The organism is Arthrobacter oryzae, from assembly GCF_030812315.1.
Taxonomy (GTDB): domain Bacteria; phylum Actinomycetota; class Actinomycetes; order Actinomycetales; family Micrococcaceae; genus Arthrobacter; species Arthrobacter oryzae_B.
Genome location: NZ_JAUSSM010000002.1, coordinates 285,459 through 304,939 on the forward strand (window position 1 = coordinate 285,459; position 19,481 = coordinate 304,939).

The following is a 19,481-nucleotide window of genomic DNA, read 5'->3' on the forward strand; positions in this document are numbered from 1 at the left end:
AACCAAAGAAGGAATCGACATGACTGACGTAGTTGACCGCCCCGCCGGCCAGGCAAGCCGTCCCGCCGGACGTTCCAAGCAACCCGCCGAAGGATCGCCCGCCGTCGACGTCGCCGCCCTGGGCGAGCAGCTCCTGGGCAAGTGGGCCCACATCCGGCGGCACTCCCGCGAGCTTTCCGGCCGTCCCGAGCTGCACAAGACCGAGGGCCTCACCCACGCCGGGCACCGGAAGCGCACGTTTGGCCAGCTGAAATACCTGGTGGAGAACAAGGCCGTCCACCGGGCCTTTCCCGTGTCACTCGGCGGTTCCGACGATCACGGCGGCAACATCGCCGGGTTCGAGGAACTGGTCACGGCCGATCCGTCGCTCCAGATCAAGGCGGGTGTCCAGTGGGGGCTCTTCGGCTCGGCCGTGATGCACCTCGGCACCGAGGAACACCACGCCAAGTGGCTGCCCGGCATCATGAACCTGGACATCCCGGGCTGCTTCGCGATGACGGAAACCGGGCACGGCTCCGACGTGGCCAGCATTGCCACCACGGCCACCTTCGACCCTGCCGCACAAGAGTTCATCATCCACACGCCTTTCCGCGCAGCGTGGAAGGATTACATCGGCAACGCCGCAATTGACGGGCTCGGCGCCGTGGTATTCGCCCAGCTAGTGACCAAGGGCGTCAACCACGGGGTGCATGCGTTCTATGTGGACCTGCGGGATCCGGAGACCAAGGAATTCCTGCCGGGCATCGGCGGTGAGGACGACGGCGTCAAGGGCGGACTGAACGGCATCGATAACGGCCGGCTGCACTTCAGCAATGTCCGCATCCCGCGTACCAACCTGCTCAACCGCTACGGTGATGTTGATGCCGACGGCATCTACACCTCCCCCATCGCCAGCCCTGGCCGTCGCTTCTTCACCATGCTGGGCACGCTGGTCCAGGGCCGCGTCTCCCTGGACGGTGCCGCAGTGGCTGCCAGCAAGCTCGCACTCAAGACCGCCATCCAGTACGCCACCGAGCGCCGCCAATTCAATGCGTCATCCCACACTGACGAAGAAGTGCTCCTGGACTACCAGCGCCACCAGCGACGGCTGTTCACCCGCCTCGCCACTACCTATGCCGCCAGCTTTGCCCACGAGCAGCTCCTGCAGAAGTTCGACGACGTCTTCTCCGGCGCGCACGACACCGACGAGGACCGCCAGGATCTGGAAACGCTCGCCGCAGCACTAAAGCCGCTCAGCACGTGGCATGCCCTTGATACCCTCCAGGAGTGCCGGGAAGCCTGCGGCGGCGCAGGGTTCCTGATTGAGAACCGCTTCGCGTCCCTGCGCGCAGACCTGGATGTGTACGTCACCTTCGAAGGCGACAACACCGTACTGCTCCAGCTGGTGGCCAAGCGCCTCCTCGCGGACTACGCCAAGGAGTTCCGCACGGTCGGCGTCGGCGTGCTGGCACGCTACGTGGTGAGCCAGGCCGCCGGGGTGGCAGTGCACCGAACGGGCCTGCGCCAGGTTGCCCAGTTCGTGGCCGACACGGGTTCGGTGCAGAAGGCAGCAATCGCGCTCCGGGACGAAGACACCCAGCGGCTGCTGCTGACGGACCGGGTACAGACCATGGTGGCCGAGGTCGGAGCCGGGCTGAAGGGCACCAACAAGCTGCCCCAGGTCCAGGCCGCCGCCGTCTTCAACGATCACCAGCATGAACTGATAGATGCAGCCCAGGCCCATGCGGAGCTCCTGCAGTGGGAAGCCTTCACGGAGGCGCTGGCCGATGTGACCGACCCGGGCACCAAGCGTGTGCTGACCTGGCTCCGGGATCTGTTCGGACTCTCGCTCATCGAAAAGAACCTGTCCTGGTACCTCATGAACGGGCGGCTTTCAATGCAGCGCGGACGCACAGTGGGTGACTACATCAACCGGCTGCTGGCCAAGATCCGCCCGCACGCCCTGGACCTCGTGGACGCCTTCGGGTACGGGCCGGAACACCTTCGCGCGGCCATCGCGACGGGGGCCGAGCAGACCCGCCAGGACGAGGCGCGTGCGTACTTCCGGGCCCAGCGCGCCGACGGACAGGCGCCGGTCGACGAGAAGGTCCTGATGGCCCGGAAGGGCCTGGAAGCCAAGGCTCCGCGGCGGTAGTTTCCGGCGGACTCCCGCCGGAAACTGCGGAAACGACGACGGCGGCACCCCGAGGTGGGGCGCCGCCGCCGTCGTCTATTTCCCGCTGCTGGTCACCTTCGGTGGTTGGCAGCGGCTGTCTGCTCGGATTCAGGCAAGGACCGAGCGGTACACCTCAAGTGTGGTTTCCGTGATGGACTCCCAGGAAAAGTGCTCCTCAGCGCGGCGGCGGCCGGCCTGCCCCATGGCCCGGGCCCGCTCGGGATCCGACACCACTTCGGTCAGGGCGGCCGCAAATTCGCTGACGAACTTCTCAGGATCCAACGGAGTACCCGTGCCGTCCGTTACCTGTTCGATGTCCACGAGCAACCCGGTCTCGCCATGCTGGACAACCTCGGGGATGCCGCCGGTGGCGCTGGCCACCACTGCAGCGCCGCAGGCCATGGCTTCCAGGTTCACGATGCCAAGCGGCTCGTAAATGGACGGGCAGGCGAAGGCAGTGGCATGGCTGAGGACCTGGATGAGTTCATTGCGGGGCAGCATCCGCTCAATGAGGATGACGCCGTTGCGCTGGCTCTGGAGCTCCTCGATCAGCCGTGCGGTTTCCGCGGCGAGTTCGGGCGTGTCCGCTGCGCCAAGGCACAGGACAACCTGGACGTCCGAGGGCAGCTTGGCGGCGGCCCGCAGGAGGTAGGGAACACCCTTCTGCCGGGTGTTCCGGCCCACGAACACCACGCTCGGAAGTTCCGGGTCGATGCCCAGGGCCCTGATGGCGTCATCGCCCTCGTCACGCTTCCAGAGTTCGACGTCGATGCCGTTGTGCACCACGCGGACCTTGGCCGGGTCGACCTCGGGGTAGCTCCGCAGAATGTCCTGCCGCATCCCTTCGGAGACGGCGATGATTGCGGCCGCGGCCTCGTAGGCGGTCTTCTCCACCCAGGAGGACAGCGCGTAGCCGCCACCGAGCTGTTCGGCCTTCCACGGGCGCAGCGGCTCGAGGCTGTGGGCGCTCAGCACATGCGGGATGCCATGGAGCAGCGACGCGAGATGGCCCGCCATATTGGCATACCAGGTGTGCGAATGCACAACGTCGGCTCCCGCAACGTCCGGGACGATCCGCAGGTCAACGCCAAGGGTCTGGACAGCGGCATTGACCGCACCCAGGTCATCCGGAACCGAGTAGGACGTCACCTTGGCCCCGTGATAGTCGGGATCCCGGGGCGCACCGAAGGCACGCACCTGCAAATCCACATGCTTGGCCAGCACTCGGCTCAATTCGGCCACGTGGACGCCGGCGCCACCGTAGATCTCGGGCGGGAACTCTTTAGTCACAATGTCTATTCGCACGTTACCCAAGGTAGTCCTTCCGGCGTATCTGTTCTAGTGTGAAGGGGTCCGGGCATGCCGGACTTTTTGGGGAGTTACGAAGGCGTACAGGAGCGACCATAATGCCGTTGAATAAGAAAGTCCTGGCTATTGTCCTCGCCGGTGGCGAGGGAAACCGTCTGATGCCATTGACGGCTGACAGGGCTAAACCCGGCGTGCCGTTTGCCGGGAGTTACCGGCTAATCGACTTCGCGCTATCGAACCTCGTCAATTCGCGTTATCTCCAGATAGTGGTCCTGACGCAATATAAATCGCATAGCCTGGACCGGCATATTTCCGAGACGTGGCGGATGTCCACCCAACTTGGAAATTATGTTGCATCCGTTCCGGCGCAGCAGCGTGTCGGCAAGAGCTGGTTCCTTGGCAGCGCCAACGCCATCTATCAGTCCCTTAACCTGATCCATGACGCCAACCCGGACATCGTTGTGGTGGTTGGCGCCGACCACGTTTACCGCATGGACTTCGCCCAGATGGTGGAACAGCACGTGCGCAGCGGCGCGAAGGCAACCGTGGCAGCCGTGCGGCAGCCCCTGAACATGGCCGACCAGTTCGGCGTCATCGAAGTGGACCAGGACGATCCGCAGAAGATCGCAGCTTTCGTTGAGAAGCCTGCCTCGACGCCTGGCCTGGCAGCCGATCCCACGCAGTTCCTCGCGTCCATGGGAAATTATGTCTTCAACGCTGACGCCCTGGTGGATGCCCTGCACGTTGACGCCGAGCGCCTGGACACCAAGCACGACATGGGCGGGGACATCATCCCCTACTTCGTTAGCCAGGGTGAAGCGGGAGTCTATGACTTCACGCTGAACGACATTCCGGGTTCCACTGAACGGGACCGCACCTACTGGCGGGACGTCGGTACGATCGACTCCTTCTACGACGCGCACATGGACCTGATCTCGCCACTGCCGGTGTTCAACCTGTACAACTCCGAGTGGCCCATCTACACCCGCCAGAGCATTTCCCCGCCGGCCAAGTTCGTCCGCGGCGACAACAACACTGTAGGAACCGCCCTGGATTCGATCGTGGCCAGCGGCGTGGTGATCTCCGGCGGCATCGTGGAGGGCTCCGTCCTGTCCAACGACGTCTACGTGGGTACGGCCAGCCGCGTGGTGGATTCGGTGCTGATGGACAAGGTGCAGATCGGCGAGGGCGCCGTGGTCAACCGCGCCATCATCGACAAGAACGTCAAGGTGCCCGCGGGCGCCGCGATCGGCCTGGACCCGGACCGTGACCGCGCCCGCGGATTCAAGGTTACGGACTCCGGCATCACGGTTCTGTCCAAAGGCCAGCTGGTCCCCGAGCCCGATGCAGCGGAACGGGAGCTCTCAGCGGCCAACCTGCACCTTGTTCCGAACGCGGTCAAGGCTGCGACGGAGAATTCCGCGTCGGCGAGGGAATCCGTGGAGAAGGTCGGGGAGGCCCACGCCGCGGCCGTTCGCGTGCCTGCCACCGACTAAGAGACGATCAGCAGCAATCCCTGAACCCTGAGGCAGGCCGGAAGCTTCGCAGGCTGTAAAATCGGAACAATGAACTCCCCCGATTTGACGCCTGAGGACATCCAGGCCTGCCTCAAGGTCTTAAATAGCATCCATGCCTACGACGAGGAACACCCGGACTACGTCTCGGTTCGCCGCGCCACCGGCAAGATGTTCAAGGCTGTCAAACGCCACCGCCGGGTCACCAAGCGCGACCTGATCTCCGAATCCGACCGCGCCGTGATCGCCCAGACGGCCACCGCGGCCCCGGACCGGATCGACGACGAAACCCGCGGGAACAAGCTGGCACCCTCGGTGACGGGCAAGGTGGCGGGGCACCTCATCAGGTCCCGCCCCTGCTACATCTGCAAGAAGCACTACACGCAGGTTGATGCCTTCTACCATCAGTTGTGCCCCGAGTGTGCCGCGTTCAGCCACAGCAAGCGGGATGCACGCACCGACCTCACCGGCCGGCGCGCCCTGCTCACTGGCGGGCGTGCCAAAATCGGCATGTACATCGCCCTCCGGTTGCTCCGGGACGGTGCCCACACCACCATCACCACACGCTTCCCGAAGGACGCAGCGCGTCGCTTCGCGGCGATGGAGGACAGCGGGGACTGGCTCCACAGGCTGAGGATTGTGGGCATCGACCTCCGCGATCCCTCCCAGGTGATGGCCCTGACCGATTCGCTCGACGCTGCCGGCCCGCTGGACATCATCATCAACAACGCAGCACAAACCGTCCGAAGGTCCGGGAACGCGTACAAACCGCTGGTTGATGCCGAGGACGAGCCCCTGCCCGCAGCACTCGAACCGGCCAACGGTGGTCCCGAACTGGTGACGTTCGGCCACGCCCACGACAAGCACCCCCTTGCCCTCGCGAGCAGCGTCATGGAGCATCCCGTCCTGGCCGGAGACGCCATCACCTCCCTCGCCCTCTCCACCGGGTCCGCGTCGCTGGAACGGATTGCGTCCGGCACGGCCATCGACGCCGGCGGCCTGGTCCCCGACCTGGCCACGATCAACAGCTGGACCCAGGTGGTGGACGAAGTGGACCCATTGGAAATGCTCGAGGTGCAGCTCTGCAACGTGACCGCGCCGTTCCTCCTGGTGAGCCGGCTGCGGGGCGCCATGAAGCGCTCTACCGCGCCCCGGAAGTACATCGTGAACGTCTCCGCCATGGAAGGGCAGTTCTCCCGCGCCTACAAGGGCCCGGGCCACCCCCACACGAACATGGCCAAAGCAGCGCTGAACATGATGACCCGTACCAGCGCACAGGAAATGCTCGATTCCGACGGAATCCTGATGACGGCGGTGGACACCGGATGGATCACGGACGAACGCCCGCACTACACCAAGGTCCGGCTCATGGAGGAAGGCTTCCACGCGCCGCTGGACTTGGTGGACGGTGCCGCGAGGGTCTACGATCCCATCGTCATGGGCGAAAACGGCGAAGACCAGTATGGCGTCTTCCTCAAGGACTACAAGCCGAGCCCGTGGTAGCGGGCACCCCGCAGCCGTTCGGACAGCAGCGGCTGCGGTAGCGTCGCCCAAGGCCTTATGGCCCTGATGGGCCTGCCGGAGGGACCGTAACGTGGGTCTACATGAACACAATGACGCCGCCCGAGGGCCAGCTGTCCATTGACCAGTGCTGGGTCATGCTCGACTCGGAGACAGTCGGGAGGATCGCGCTCATTGTTGATGCCCATCCGGAAATCTTCCCGGTGAACTTCGTGCTTCAGCGCCGCACCATAGTCTTCCGGACAGCCGGCGGAACCAAGCTCTGGGCGGCCATGACGTCCAAACCGGTGGCTTTCGAAATCGACGGCTATGACGCCCGGGAGGAGATGGCCTGGAGCGTGGTAGCCCGCGGCGATTCCGAACTCATCGAGAGCCAGGCGGATAAGGAACAGGTCGATGCCCTCTTCCTGGAGCCGTGGCAGCCAGGGGACAAGGATTACTACGTCCGGCTCGCGCCCAAGGCGATGACCGGCCGGCGGTTCAAGGTCAGGAAGCCTGACCTGTGGAGCACACGGCTGTCCGACCCCCGGCGCGCCTCATTCGAGTAGGCAGGCTTTCGGTCACCCCAGGCCTACGGGCAGCCCGTTCGGGTAGCCCGTGTGTCAGTGCTTCTCAGGCGTGTGGACCACCAGGACAGGGCAGTGGGCATGGGCAACGCAGGCCGAACTCACGGAGCCAAGCAGCAGCCCTCCGAACCCGCCGTGGCCGCGTCTTCCGACCACCAGCATGTCGGCTGTACGGCTGGCATCGATAAGGGTGTGCCGCGGGCGTCCCTGCACCAGCCGGGTTTCGATGTTCGCGGGCGTTTCCGGCCCGAACGCCTTGGCGACTGACTCTTGGAGGATCTCCCCGGCACGCACGTCGAAGTCATTGATCCCCATGGCAACATAGCCGTCATACACCGGCGGGTAATCCCAGCAGGCCAGCGCCACAAGGTGGGCTCCGAGGCCCACCGCCAAGCCCTGGGCCTGCTTCAGCGCTTCCACCGAAGGCTCGGAGCCGTCCACTCCGACAACAATCGTACGGACGTCCCTGGCCTCGTTCATTTTTTCCTTTCGCACGCGGCTCCCGCGGGCGGGGCCCGATGGGTGGGGCCCAACGGGCGGGCCGTCGGGTGTACTTCAAGGATGTGTGCCGGGAGTGCGGGCAGGTAGGGCCTAAAGTCATGCCCCCGGGGGGTCCAAGGACCCTTGTTGCGCTTATGGCCGTCAACGAGAATGGCAGAGCCGGATGAACGAAACCGGCTCCGGACAGACATAATGGGACTTGCACCGCATCGGCACGCCGTCTGCGGACCGACACTGGCAGCGCAGGCCGCCGGACAGGAGGACCATGATTCCCCGGGCAGACCAGGGTCCCTCCGTACGGGACATGCACACTGACCTGATCCGCGTGTTCATCCTCGATGACCACGAACTTGTCAGGCGGGGGTTGCAGGAGCTTCTCGAAGGCGAGGGCTTCCACGTTGTGGGCAGTTCCGGTTCCGCTGTTGAGGCGACACGGCGAATTCCGGCCCTGCACCCCGATGTCAGCGTGCTCGATGCGCGCCTTCCTGATGGAACGGGAATCGAAGTCTGCAGGGACGTCCGGTCAGTGGATCCGAACCTGAACTGCCTCATCCTGACGAGCTTTGACGATGAGCAGGCCCTGCGCGGGGCGGTCCTCGCCGGCGCCCGTGGGTATGTCCTGAAAGAGATCGGCGGCACGGACCTTATCGGGGCAATGCGCCGTGCCGCTGCAGGAGAGTCACTGTTCGACGACGGCGTGGCGGCCAGTATCGTCGAAAGCCTCGTCACACCCCAGCAGGTGGATCCGAGGATTGCCGGGCTCACACCACAGGAACGGCGAGTGCTGGAACTCGTGGGCGGCGGCCTCACCAACCGGCAGATCGCGGCGGAAATGTTCCTGGCGGAGAAGACCGTGAAGAACTACGTGTCCTCGCTCCTTGCCAAGTTGGGCTTTGAACGGCGGACGCAGGCTGCGGTGTACATCGCCAACAACGCGATGCCGGGCCCGTCCGCGTCCGGGCATTCCGGTACTGCCCATTCCGCCACTTCCCACTCAGCCGGCACGGATTCTGACGGGCACCGGCGCTAAATCGGGACTGACCACTCCAGGCTGGTCCCGGCGTCGGGTGCGCTGGTGATGGTGCAGGTTCCTTCCAGGATCCTGGCGCGCTCCTCCATGTTGTTGAGGCCGTTGCGTTTTGCCGAGCCCCTGAATCCGCGGCCGTTGTCCGTAACGAGGACGGTCATCCTGCCCTTCAGCGCCGAGACGGATACCTCGATCGAATCCGCGCCCGAGTGGCGGACGGCGTTGCTAAGGCCTTCGGAAACAACGGCCACTACATGGTTCGCGGTGTCCGGCAGGACTGAGTCCACGGGGCCTTCCAGGTTCAGCCCGGGTGTGAACGCCATCGCCTTGGCTGCGCTGCGCGTGACACGCCGCAGCCTTCCGCTGAGCAGTTCGGCGTCGCCGTTGCCGGTCCTGAGCGAGTAGATGGTGTCCCGCAGGCTGCGGATTGCCTCATCCAGTTCTCCTGTGATGGCGCCGATCCTTTCAAGCGCAAGGCCTTCCCTGGTGAAGCGGGTCAGGCTCTGTACGCTCAGGCCGGCAGCGAAAAGCCGCTGGATCACGAGGTCATGAAGGTCGCGGGCTATGCGGTCCCGGTCAGTGAAGACCAGCAGTTCTTCACGTAGCCTGTGGACCCTGGCGAGTTCGAGCGCCAAGGCGACGTGGGACCCAAATACAGCGCCCATCTCCACATCGGTGCGGCCGTAGGCGCCAGCTCCGGCGTCCCGGACCAGGACCAGGAGGCCGTGATGGGCCCCCTGGGTGCTGAGCGCCACTGCGAGGAGTGGGCCGGCCACGCTTCCTTCCAGCACGCCCAATACGTCCGCTGCATTATCCACGAGCAGCGGCTCTCCTCCGGCGAGAACCGTTTGCAGTGCTTCTGAATCCAGGGACAGCGGCAGGCCCGAAAAGAGTTCCGCGTCTTGACCGTTGGCCCCGGCCACAACGTAGCCGACCCCGTCCGCGGACGGCGCCACGATCAGGGCCAGCCTGGACCCGGATTCCCGCAGCGCCCTTCCGGCAATGGGATCAAGGCCCTCTGATGAGGACGCGGGATCACTCCCCAGCATCAGGCCGGAGACATCCATGCAGGCTTCAAGCCACTGTGCGCGACGCCGGGCGTCGTCGTAGAGCCGCGCGTTTTCGATGGCCACACCGGCCGCCGCAGCCAGGGCAACGGCGAGCTCCTCGTCCTCTACGGTGAAATCGCCGCCGCCCTCTTTTTCAGTCAGGTACAGGTTGCCAAAAACGACATCGCGGACCCGCACCGGAACACCGAGGAATGACTGCATGGGCGGGTGGTGTTTGGGAAAGCCGTAGGCCTCAGGGTGGCGACGAAGGTCATGGAGGCGCAGCGGCCTGGGATCGGAGATCAGCAATCCCAGGACGCCATGGCCGGTGGGGAGGGGACCAATCCGCTTGGCCAGTTCGCCGTCGATTCCGACGGTGATGAAGTGGCTCAGGGCGCGGTCATCACCAATAACACCCAAGGCACCGTAGCGGGCGTGCAGCAGCTGGCAGGCGGACTGGACAACACGCTCCAGGACGGCGTCAAGGCTCAGATCCTCCGCGACAGCCACGACGGCCTCGAGCAGCCCGCCCATGCGCTCCTGGAACTGGAGGAGTTCACCGGCCCGTGAAACGAAATCCTTGAGCAGGTCTTCGATCCTCAGGCTACCCGCGGTTGTATACCGTTCGGCACCGTCGCCATTGGCATGCATATCCACAACCCGACTCCTGACCGCGTCCGTCCGCTCCGGCGGCGTGAGGCCAGAATACCGTTAACGCATAGTTCACGGGGCGGAGAACGCGGTGCGGCGGCTTGGGGCCATTGTGCCCTAGCTTGCTTGCCGTTCCCTGCCTAGGCTCAGCCTCATGAGCACTGATCGTAAACCGGGCGCCGATACTCCGCATGAGGTCGAAAACCTCGACAACCACGAATGCTGGCGGCTGCTGCGGAGCGTTTCAGTGGGCCGGCTGGCAGTCTGGGTCGAAGACCACCCTGATATCTTCCCCGTCAACTACAAGGTGGACCACGGAACGCTGGTTTTCCGTACGGCAGAAGGCACCAAGCTGCAGTCAGCGACCGGCGACACCCCTGTAGCTGTGGAGGCCGACGGTGTGGACGCGGACACTGGGATCGCATGGAGCATCGTAGTCAAGGGCCAGGCCGCCCCGGTAAAGGACCCGCAGGAGGTCCTGGACACGGTGGGGCTGCTGCTGTTCCCGTGGCAGGCCGGAACGAAGGAGCACTTCGTCCGGATCACCCCGGACACGGTCACCGGCCGGCGTTTTAAGGTCGCTCCCCCGCTGACCTGGTGGACGCCGCTCGATGACGCCACCCGGTCCTCGGACGAATAAGGTACGGGCCTAAGCCAGACGTGTGATTTCCACGCTGACGTTCAACGCGGAACCCCCGCCGCCGGACAGGATGCCCTTGAGCGGCGGCACGTCCCGGTAGTCGCGGCCACGTGCCACCGTGACATGAAAATCACCGGCCGGTTTGTGGTTGGTGGGATCCCAGCTGCGCCACTCACCGTCCCACCACTCAAGCCACGCGTGGGACTGGCCGGCCACTGTTTCCCCGATGTCCGCCGTCGAACGCGGGTGAAGGTAACCGGAGACATACCGGGCAGGGATCCCGCAGCTGCGCAGCGCCCCGATCGCGAGGTGAGCCAGGTCCTGGCAGACACCCTGGCGCTGGCCCCAGGCCTGCGCCGCGTTGGTAGTGACCCCCGTTGAGCCCTTCATGTAGGTCATCTCCCCGCGCATCCACTCGAAGACGGCCATGGCGGCCGCATGCGGGCTCAGGCCTTCGACGATCCCCGGAATGATGCCGAGGACTTCGTCGCCGGGACCACTCAGGCGGGACTGCGGGACCCAGTCGCTGAACTGGTTCAGAGCCTCGGGCGCCTGCAGCACGTCCCAGGAGACGATGTCGCCCTCGGCGGGGATGCGCTCAGCGCGGTGGACCTCGACCGTGGTGGTGGCGACGACCTCAAGGTACTCATGCGGCATCTGCATGTCGAAGCCGGTGACACGCGTACCCCAGTAGTCGCGGTAGCTGCTGATGGCTGCCTGCGACGGCGCAACTTTCATGGACGATTCCAGCACCACCTGCTGCGGATCAGTCAGCGGCGTCATGCGGGCTTCGTTGTACGAGAGCGTGACGCGCTTGTTGTACTTGTAGCCGGTCTTGTGGATGATGCTCAGCCGGGTCATGAAACTTCTCCCACCCAGGCCAGTTCGTCCGCCTGATTGAAGTACTTACGGGAAATTGCGTCGGAAGCCTGCGACACAGCCTTCTGCACGCGCTCCATGTGCTCCGGCAGTTCGGACATGAGGTCGTCGGTGCGGTGGAACTCCAGGAAGGTGCGGGCCTGTCCAACAATCCGGCGTGCGTCGTTGATGAAACCAACGCGCTGCGCGGAGGGGTCAAGCTTCGCCAGGCAGTCGTCCGCATCCCGCAGGGCGTAGACGATGGAACGCGGGAACAGCCGGTCCAGCAAAAGGAACTCGGCCGCATGCTGGTCGCCGAAGGCGGCGCGCCGGGTCCGCAGGAAGGATTCATAGGCGCCGGCGCAACGAAGCATGTTCACCCACGACATGCCGGCGGAGAGGACATCCCGGGTGGAGAGCATGCGGGCTGTCATATCGGCACGTTCCAGGGAGCGTCCCAGGGCCAGGAACAGCCAGCTGTCGTCGTGGCTGACGGTTGTGTCCGCCAGCCCGCTCACCATGGCTGTGCGTTCCAGCACCCAGTGGCAGAAACGGTAGGTGCCCACCACGTCCTTGCGGTGCTGGTTCAGGCCGTAGTACGTGGTGTTCAGGCTCTCCCAGAGCCCGGAGGAAACCGTTTCGCGGGCACGGCGGGCGTTCTCGCGGGCAGCGCCCAGCGAACCCGCAATCGACGTCGCGCTCTGTTTGTCGTAGGCGAGGGCGTGGAGCAGCTCCTCGAGGCCAAACTCGTCGCTCTCGGGCCGGGCGCCCATGACCGCCAGTAGTTCCCGGGCGACATTGTCCCGTTCCTCCGTGGGCAGGTGGTTGAGCCGCTCAAGGTGGACGTCCAGGATGCGGGCGGTGCCATCCGCCCGCTCCACATAGCGGCCGATCCAAAATAGGGACTCGGCAATACGGCTAAGCATTTGCGGCTACCTCCTGCGGGTCCGAAATCTGCATGAACATAAATGGTGAGAATGATACGGGCTGCACCCGACGGCGTCGGCTCACTGCTGCTGCTCCGTCTGGCGGTCGCGCCAGTTGCTTTCGACCGGCCACACCGAAACCCGCTCGCGGACGGTGATGGACGGCCTCGGCAGGAGTTCCACCGGAACCTCGGGAGAGTCAGACAGCACCCAGGTGTCCTTGGAGCCGCCGCCCTGGCTGGAATTGACGATCAGCGACCCCTCCTTGAGGGCGACGCGGGTCAGTCCGCCGGGAAGCACCCAGACGTCGTCGCCGTCGTTGACGGCAAACGGACGCAGGTCGACGTGCCGAGGGCCAAACTTATCACCGCTGAGGGTAGGAACCGTAGACAGCTGCAGGACGGGCTGCGCAATCCAGCCGCGGGGATCGGCGATGACGCGCTTGCGCAGAGCCTCCAGTTCGTCCTTGGTCGCGTCGGGCCCGATGACCAGGCCCTTGCCGCCCGAGCCGTCCACCGGTTTGACCACCAGTTCATCCAGCCTGTCCAGGACGTGCTCGCGCGCTTCCTTTTCCTCCAGCCGGAACGTGTCGACATTCGCGATCACTGGCTCTTCGCTGAGGTAATAGCGGATGAGGTCGGGCACGTAGCTGTACACGAGCTTGTCGTCCGCAACGCCGTTGCCCACGGCGTTGGCGATGGTCACGCCGCCGGCGCGGGCTGCATTGACCAGACCCGGGCAGCCCAGCATGGAATCGGCACGAAACTGCAGCGGATCGAGGAAGTCATCGTCGATCCGCTTGTAGATGACGTCAACGCGCTGTTCGCCTGCAGTGGTCCGCATGTAAACCCGGTTGCCGCGGCAGATGAGGTCGCGGCCCTCCACGAGCTCCACGCCCATGAGGCCGGCCAGCAGGGTGTGCTCGAAGTATGCGCTGTTGAACACCCCGGGGGTAAGGACCACTACTGTAGGGTCGTCGACGCCGGACGGCGCCGTCTTGCGGAGCGCGGACAGCAGCCGGCGCGGGTACTCTTCGACCGGACGGATCAGTTGCTGGCCGAAGGCTTCGGGCAGGCCCTTGGCCATGGCCCGGCGGTTTTCCAGCACGTAACTGACGCCCGAGGGGACCCGCACGTTGTCTTCCAGCACGCGGAAGGTTCCCGCCGCATCGCGGACAACGTCGATCCCGGAAATGTGGACGCGGACGCCGCCGGCGGGCTCAAAGCCGTGCACCTGGCGGTGGAAGTGGGCGCTCGTGGTGACAAGCTGGCGTGGGATGACGCCGTCGGTAACCACGGTCATCTTGTCGTAGACGTCATTGAGGAATGCTTCCAGCGCCCGGACCCGCTGCGCGACTCCCCTTTCGAGGACGCTCCACTCATCGGCCGGGATCACACGGGGCACGATATCCAGGGGAAACGGCCGTTCCTCCCCTGCGAAGTCGAAAGTGACACCGCGGTCCAGGAACGTCCGCGCCATCGAGTCGGCACGGGCGGTGACGTCGGCGAGGGAAAGCTCACGGAGGGCCCCTGCGACCTGCCCGTAGGACTTCCTGGCTAGTTGGCCGGGGGCAAACATCTCGTCGTAGGCACCGCTGCGGCCGGCGGCCTCGGAGTAATCCTGGAATAGGTCAGACATGGTCATTAGCCAACCACCTTTTTGTTTCGAATTCATTACTGGTGCCCATTGTGGCGTGTTGCAGCCACCCCCTCCGGTTCGTGTTTTTCCGCACTGTTCCGGCAAAGTAGGTGAGTGCCACTGCCCAGATTCCCCGCCGCCCGCCTGGGACGGATCTCCACACGGATCCCACCCATCGTGCCGGGACTGCTCACTGCCGTTTTCGCCGTCGGGGTGGCATTTACCGTACACGCAATGGTGCCCATCCTGCCTGCCATGACCATCGCGGTGGTGCTGGGACTGCTTGCCGCCAACCTGCCGGGCACGGGAACGTGGGTTGGAGGCGGGGCACGCTCCGGGCTCGACTTCGCTGGAAAGCACCTGATGAGGGCCGGCATCGTGGTCCTGGGCCTGAAAGTCAGCGTCATGGATGTCCTGGGGCTCGGCTGGCAGGCGCTGCTGCTCATCACCGGCGTGGTCCTGGTCAGTTTCGCAGGGACCTACGGGATATCGCGGATGTTCCGGCTGACCCGCGACGCCTCGCTGCTCATTGCCACCGGCTTTTCCATCTGCGGTGCCTCGGCCATTGGTGCCATGGCCGCGGTACGCAGGATCCGGCACGTGGACACAGTCTTGCCGGTGGCGCTGGTAACCCTGTGCGGCACGTTGGCCATCGGCGTCCTGCCGCTCCTCCTGCACCCGCTGCAGCTCACCCCCGAAGTGTTTGGCGCATGGACCGGCGCATCCGTGCACGACGTCGGCCAGGTGGTGGCCACGGCGCAGACCGCAGGAACCGGCGCGCTGGCGATCGCCGTCGTGGTCAAGCTGACCAGGGTGATCCTGCTGGCCCCCATGGTGGCCGCCGCCGGCGTCCACCAGCGGACCGTCATCAGCCGCGACGCGCGGAACGCGGCAGCGCTGAACGGAACCGTTGACAACGGGGCTGGCCCAAACAGGACAGACCCGAACGGAACGGGCCCGAACGGAACAGACCTGAACGGCGCGGGCGATCCGGACACGGACGGCGCGGAACTCCGGTTGCCGCCGGTTGTTCCGCTGTTCGTCATCGGCTTTGTGGCCATGGTGGGTTTGCGCTCCACGGGCTGGCTGTCCCCGGGGTGGCTGGACGCGGCAGCCGCCGTGCAGGACCTGCTGCTGGGCACGGCCCTGTTCGGCCTGGGCTCGGCGGTCCGGGTGCAGACCCTGCTCCATACCGGGGCAAGGGCGCTGCTGGCCGCCCTCGCGGCGTGGCTGCTGATCGCCCTCCTCGGCCTCGGGGCCGCAGTGCTGATCGTCCAGCCCCACTGATCGTTCAGCCATGCGGATCTTCCGGTGCTCTTGGTTGCCCCGGCGCGCGAATGTTTCGGGGCGGGCGCGTGATTCAATAGCTTGGTGTCGAATGAGAACCTGCACCGCGATGAAGCGGCAATACGCTCAGCCCTGGTCACCACCCACAGCTACGACGTTTCGCTCGACGTCCGCCTGGCGCAGGATCCGGAGGTCCGGGGATACACGAGTCGCAGCGTCATCAACTTTTCGGCGCGGGAACCGGGTGCATCCACCTTCCTGGACTTCATCAGCAGCGATGTGCACAGCGTCTTCCTGAACGGACAAGGACTCTCCGTCGAGGACGTCGTGGACGGATCCCGTATCCGCCTGGACAACCTCCAGGCTGAAAACCAGGTCACCGTCACCGGGACGGCCCTCTACAGCACCTCCGGCGAGGGCATGCACCGCTTCTTTGATCCGGCGGACGGCAAGTGCTACCTCTACACCCAATACGAGCCTGCCGATGCCCGGCGGGTGTTTGCGAATTTTGAGCAGCCCGACCTTAAGGCGGAGTTCACGTTCCACGTGATGGCGCCGTCGGACTGGCAGGTCGCCTCCAACGGTAGCGAGGCCGGCCGCGTCCAGCTGACCAGCGACCCGGCAACCAGCCGGTGGGACTTCGCCCCCACGGGGCGGATGTCCACCTACATCACCACGGTCCTGGCGGGGCCGTATTTCAGGGCAGAGGACCACTGGAGCGGAACACTCGACGACGGGACCGCGCTGGAGGTCCCGCTCGCGCTGTACTGCCGCGCCTCGATGGCCAAGTCGTTCGACACCGGACACCTTTTCCAGCTCACCAAACAGGGGCTGGGGTTCTTCAACAACCTTTTCGACTATCCGTATCCGTGGGGCAAGTACGACCAGGCCTTCGTGCCCGAATACAACCTCGGCGCCATGGAAAACCCCGGACTTGTCACCTTCACCGAAAATTACGTCTTTACGTCCCGGGCGGCCGATTCCCAGTACCAGGGACGGGCGAATACCCTCATGCACGAAATGGCGCACATGTGGTTCGGTGACCTCGTGACGATGCAGTGGTGGGACGATCTCTGGCTCAAGGAATCCTTCGCGGACTACATGGGCACCCTGGGCGTGGACCGTGCCACGGACTGGGATACGGCGTGGGTGAACTTCGCCAACAACCGCAAAGCCTGGGCCTATGTCCAGGACCAGCTGCCCACCACCCACCCGATCGTCGCCGACATTCCTGACCTGGAGGCGGCCAAGCAGAATTTCGACGGCATCACGTACGCCAAGGGCGCGTCCGTGCTCAAGCAACTCGTGTCCTATGTCGGTTTTGAGGCGTTCATCGCGGGTTCGCGCCGGTATTTCCGGGACCACGCGTACGGCAACACCACCCTGTCTGACCTGCTGGCCGCCCTGGGCGAGGCATCGGGCCGGGATCTGACAGTGTGGGCCCGGCAGTGGCTGCAGACCTCGGGGATCTCCACCGTCACTGCCGAAATCGAAGAGCACGACGGCGTGCTCGGCAAGGTCGCCCTCGTCCAGGACGCGGTGGACCCCAGCACGGGCCGCCAGGAACTGCGGCCGCACCGCCTTCGGATCGGGCTGTACGATTTCAACCCCGACGGCGCGCTGGCCAGGGTGGACAGAGTGGAGACTGACTTGGCCGGCGACCGCACCGTCGTGACGGAGCTCGAGGGCAGGCCGGTACCGGCTCTCCTTCTGGTCAACGACGACGACCTCAGCTACGTGAAGGTCCGGTTTGATCCCCGCTCGGAAGCGACCGCCCGGGCGTCCCTCGGCGCCCTGCAGGATCCGATGGCACGGGCGCTCTGCTGGACGGCACTCTGGGACTCCGCACGCGACGCCGTGGCACCTGCGGACCGCTACGTTGCGGCTGTGGAAAAATTCGGCCCCGCCGAGAAGGGCATCGGCGTGCTGCTGAATGTCCTGGGCAATGCCACCACCGCCATTGACCGCTATGTCCCCGCTGCCGAACGGCCCGACGTCCGGAACGGTTTCCTCAACGCTGCTGCACGCGAACTCGAGGCGGCCGAACCCGGCTCGGACCACCAGCTCGCCTGGGCGAGGGCACTCGCCACGACGAGCAGGCAGGCCACCGGCCGGCTGGAGCTCGTGCGGGGGATCCTGGACCGCACAACGGTGGTCGAAGGCCTGGCCGTCGATCCGGAGCTCCGTTGGAGCCTGTGGCACGCGCTGGCAGCCAACGGGCAGGCGACCGAGGCCGAACTGGATGCCGAGCTGGCCCGTGACACCACAGCTTCAGGCCGCGCCGGCCATGCCACGGCACTGGCCGCCCGGCCCGACCCCTCCGTCAAAGCCGCTGCGTGGGAAGCGGCCGTCAACGGCACCGCACTCTCCAACCAGCTCCTCAGCGCCACGATCGCAGGCTTCAACACCGCGCCGGACACGTTGCTGGACCCGTTCGTTGAGCCGTACTTCGATTGCGTGGAGAAAGTCTGGGCGGAGCGCAGCATCGAGATCGCCAGCCGGATCGTTCGCGGCTTGTTCCCCGCTGGGCAGGACCTTGTCGCCGGGCCGCCCGAGGAGCACCCGGTCCTGGTCCGCACCGATGACTGGCTCGCAGGACATCCCGCGGCACCGCGTGCGCTGCGCCGGATCATCATCGAGCAGCGGAGCCACCTGGACCGTGCCCTTAAGGCGCAGGCCCTGACCCCACCATCGGTTGCTAGGGCACCCGGTGCAGCCACTCCCCTGTTCCGAACTTGACTTCGACACGGTCGCGGGCGGCGGCAAGCTCCGCGTCGGTCAGGACCGACGGCGTTGCCCCGTACCGGCCGCTGAAGACGTTTATCATGGCCTCAACGATCTCCGCCCGGGCAAGGCCCGTCTGCCGGCGCAGCGGATCCACCCGCTTCTTCGCGCTGGTGGTGCCCTTGTCTGACAGCTTTTCCTTGCCGATCCGCAGGACCTCCACCATCTTGTCGGCGTCGATGTCGTAGCTCATGGTCACGTGGTGGAGCATTCCGCCGTTGGCCAGGCGCTTCTGTGCTGCGCCGCCGATCTTGCCCTGTTCGGTGGCAATGTCGTTGAGGGGCACATAGAAGGCGCTGATGCCCAGTTTCTCCAGCGCGGCCATGACCCAGGCGTCAAGGAACGCGTAGGAGTCGGCGAAGCTGATGCCGTCCACGAGGGTCTGGGGCAGGTACAGCGAATAGGTGATGCAGTTGCCCGCTTCCATGAACATCGCTCCGCCGCCGCTGATCCGGCGCACGACGGTAATGCCGTGGCGGGCCACGCCGTCGGGATGGATCTCGTTGCGCACGGACTGGAAGCTGCCGATCACCACGGACGGTTCCTCCCAGTCCCAGAACCGGAGCGTGGGATTGCGGCGCCCGGCACCCACCTCCTCGGTGAGGACCTCGTCCAGGGCGACATTGACGTGCGTCGGCAGCACCGTTGGGGCTATGACATTCCAGTGGTGGTCCGCCCAGCCAGTGGCTTTCGCCAGCGCCCTGCGGACGGCGACAGAGACGGCGTCGGCGGAGAACCCGAACAGGACGGCATCGTCCGGTAGTGCGGCGGTTACAGCCGCCGAGATGTCCGCCGCGGCCGTTGTCTCCGGAAGCCCGGCCAGGGCGCGGTTGATGTCCAGGAGTGCTTCATCCGGTTCCAGGAAGAAGTCACCGCTGACGGACACGTGCGCGAAACGCCCGCCGACGACGTCGAAATCCACCACGACCAGCTTGCCGCCCGGGACCTTGTACTCACCGTGGCGACGGCCGCCGTCGTCGTGCGTGACGTCCGCCGGACCGTGCTCAAAAGGAGGGATTGCCATGCAGTCCATCCTGCCTCATCAACGCGAAAAGC

15 protein-coding genes are annotated in these 19,481 nt (G+C 65.4%); 8 read left to right on the forward strand and 7 right to left on the reverse strand.

Annotated features, from left to right (window positions below):
- Window positions 1-19 precede the first annotated feature (19 nt).
- Window positions 20-2,134, forward strand: coding sequence for an acyl-CoA dehydrogenase family protein (locus J2S97_RS04770; RefSeq protein ID WP_307047083.1), 2,115 nt, complete (start codon window positions 20-22; stop codon window positions 2,132-2,134).
- Window positions 2,135-2,263: 129 nt separating this feature from the next.
- Here the strand turns inward: J2S97_RS04770 and glgA are convergent, their stop codons facing one another.
- Window positions 2,264-3,460: a glycogen synthase gene (glgA, locus tag J2S97_RS04775; protein ID WP_307047084.1), complete on the reverse strand. Its 1,197-nt coding sequence runs from the start codon at window positions 3,458-3,460 to the stop codon at window positions 2,264-2,266.
- A 101-nt stretch (window positions 3,461-3,561) separates the two neighbouring features.
- Here glgA and glgC point away from each other — a divergent pair, with 101 nt between their 5' ends.
- The 3 genes from glgC to J2S97_RS04790 all read left to right on the forward strand — a co-directional run bounded on the left by glgC (window position 3,562) and on the right by J2S97_RS04790 (window position 7,046).
- Window positions 3,562-4,959, forward strand: coding sequence for a glucose-1-phosphate adenylyltransferase (gene glgC / locus J2S97_RS04780; protein ID WP_307047086.1), 1,398 nt, complete (start codon window positions 3,562-3,564; stop codon window positions 4,957-4,959).
- Window positions 4,960-5,028: 69 nt separating this feature from the next.
- Window positions 5,029-6,480: an SDR family NAD(P)-dependent oxidoreductase gene (locus J2S97_RS04785; protein WP_307047087.1), complete on the forward strand. Its 1,452-nt coding sequence runs from the start codon at window positions 5,029-5,031 to the stop codon at window positions 6,478-6,480.
- Window positions 6,481-6,581: 101 nt separating this feature from the next.
- Window positions 6,582-7,046: a pyridoxamine 5'-phosphate oxidase family protein gene (locus J2S97_RS04790; RefSeq protein ID WP_307047089.1), complete on the forward strand. Its 465-nt coding sequence runs from the start codon at window positions 6,582-6,584 to the stop codon at window positions 7,044-7,046.
- Window positions 7,047-7,100: 54 nt separating this feature from the next.
- On the opposite strand, the gene J2S97_RS04795 is transcribed toward J2S97_RS04790, so the two are convergent.
- Window positions 7,101-7,544: a universal stress protein gene (locus tag J2S97_RS04795; protein ID WP_307047090.1), complete on the reverse strand. Its 444-nt coding sequence runs from the start codon at window positions 7,542-7,544 to the stop codon at window positions 7,101-7,103.
- A gap of 286 nt (window positions 7,545-7,830) precedes the next feature.
- Here J2S97_RS04795 and J2S97_RS04800 point away from each other — a divergent pair, with 286 nt between their 5' ends.
- The gene (locus J2S97_RS04800) at window positions 7,831-8,595 is read left to right on the forward strand and encodes a response regulator (RefSeq protein ID WP_307047093.1); all 765 of its coding nucleotides are present in this window, start codon (window positions 7,831-7,833) and stop codon (window positions 8,593-8,595) included.
- Here J2S97_RS04800 and J2S97_RS04805 read toward each other — a convergent pair.
- Window positions 8,592-10,292 carry a GAF domain-containing sensor histidine kinase gene (locus J2S97_RS04805; RefSeq protein ID WP_307047754.1) on the reverse strand — a complete coding sequence of 567 codons (1,701 nt, stop codon included), beginning with the start codon at window positions 10,290-10,292 and terminating at the stop codon, window positions 8,592-8,594. The genes J2S97_RS04800 and J2S97_RS04805 overlap by 4 nt on opposite strands.
- A 154-nt stretch (window positions 10,293-10,446) precedes the next feature.
- Between J2S97_RS04805 and J2S97_RS04810 the strand changes: the two genes are divergently transcribed.
- Complete coding sequence (locus J2S97_RS04810) at window positions 10,447-10,932, forward strand: pyridoxamine 5'-phosphate oxidase family protein (protein ID WP_307047095.1); 486 nt, start codon at window positions 10,447-10,449, stop codon at window positions 10,930-10,932.
- A 9-nt stretch (window positions 10,933-10,941) separates the two neighbouring features.
- On the opposite strand, the gene J2S97_RS04815 is transcribed toward J2S97_RS04810, so the two are convergent.
- From J2S97_RS04815 to J2S97_RS04825, 3 genes are all read right to left on the reverse strand, one after another.
- Window positions 10,942-11,793 (reverse strand): transglutaminase family protein, encoded by an 852-nt coding sequence (locus J2S97_RS04815; RefSeq protein WP_307047097.1) that lies wholly within the window; start codon window positions 11,791-11,793, stop codon window positions 10,942-10,944.
- On the reverse strand, window positions 11,790-12,716 hold the full coding sequence (locus J2S97_RS04820) for an alpha-E domain-containing protein (protein WP_104174221.1): 927 nt from the start codon (window positions 12,714-12,716) through the stop codon (window positions 11,790-11,792). The genes J2S97_RS04815 and J2S97_RS04820 overlap by 4 nt, the downstream gene beginning before the upstream one ends.
- Before the next feature lie 81 nt (window positions 12,717-12,797).
- A complete protein-coding gene (locus J2S97_RS04825; protein WP_307047756.1) occupies window positions 12,798-14,354 on the reverse strand; it encodes a circularly permuted type 2 ATP-grasp protein in 1,557 nt (518 codons plus the stop codon).
- 234 nt (window positions 14,355-14,588) lie between these two features.
- Between J2S97_RS04825 and J2S97_RS04830 the strand changes: the two genes are divergently transcribed.
- On the forward strand, window positions 14,589-15,641 hold the full coding sequence (locus J2S97_RS04830) for a YeiH family protein (RefSeq protein ID WP_373460507.1): 1,053 nt from the start codon (window positions 14,589-14,591) through the stop codon (window positions 15,639-15,641).
- 84 nt (window positions 15,642-15,725) lie between these two features.
- Window positions 15,726-18,380 carry an aminopeptidase N gene (gene pepN / locus J2S97_RS04835; RefSeq protein ID WP_307047099.1) on the forward strand — a complete coding sequence of 885 codons (2,655 nt, stop codon included), beginning with the start codon at window positions 15,726-15,728 and terminating at the stop codon, window positions 18,378-18,380.
- Here pepN and J2S97_RS04840 read toward each other — a convergent pair.
- Window positions 18,340-19,449 (reverse strand): lipoate--protein ligase family protein, encoded by a 1,110-nt coding sequence (locus J2S97_RS04840; RefSeq protein ID WP_307047101.1) that lies wholly within the window; start codon window positions 19,447-19,449, stop codon window positions 18,340-18,342. The genes pepN and J2S97_RS04840 overlap by 41 nt on opposite strands.
- Window positions 19,450-19,481: the final 32 nt, after the last annotated feature.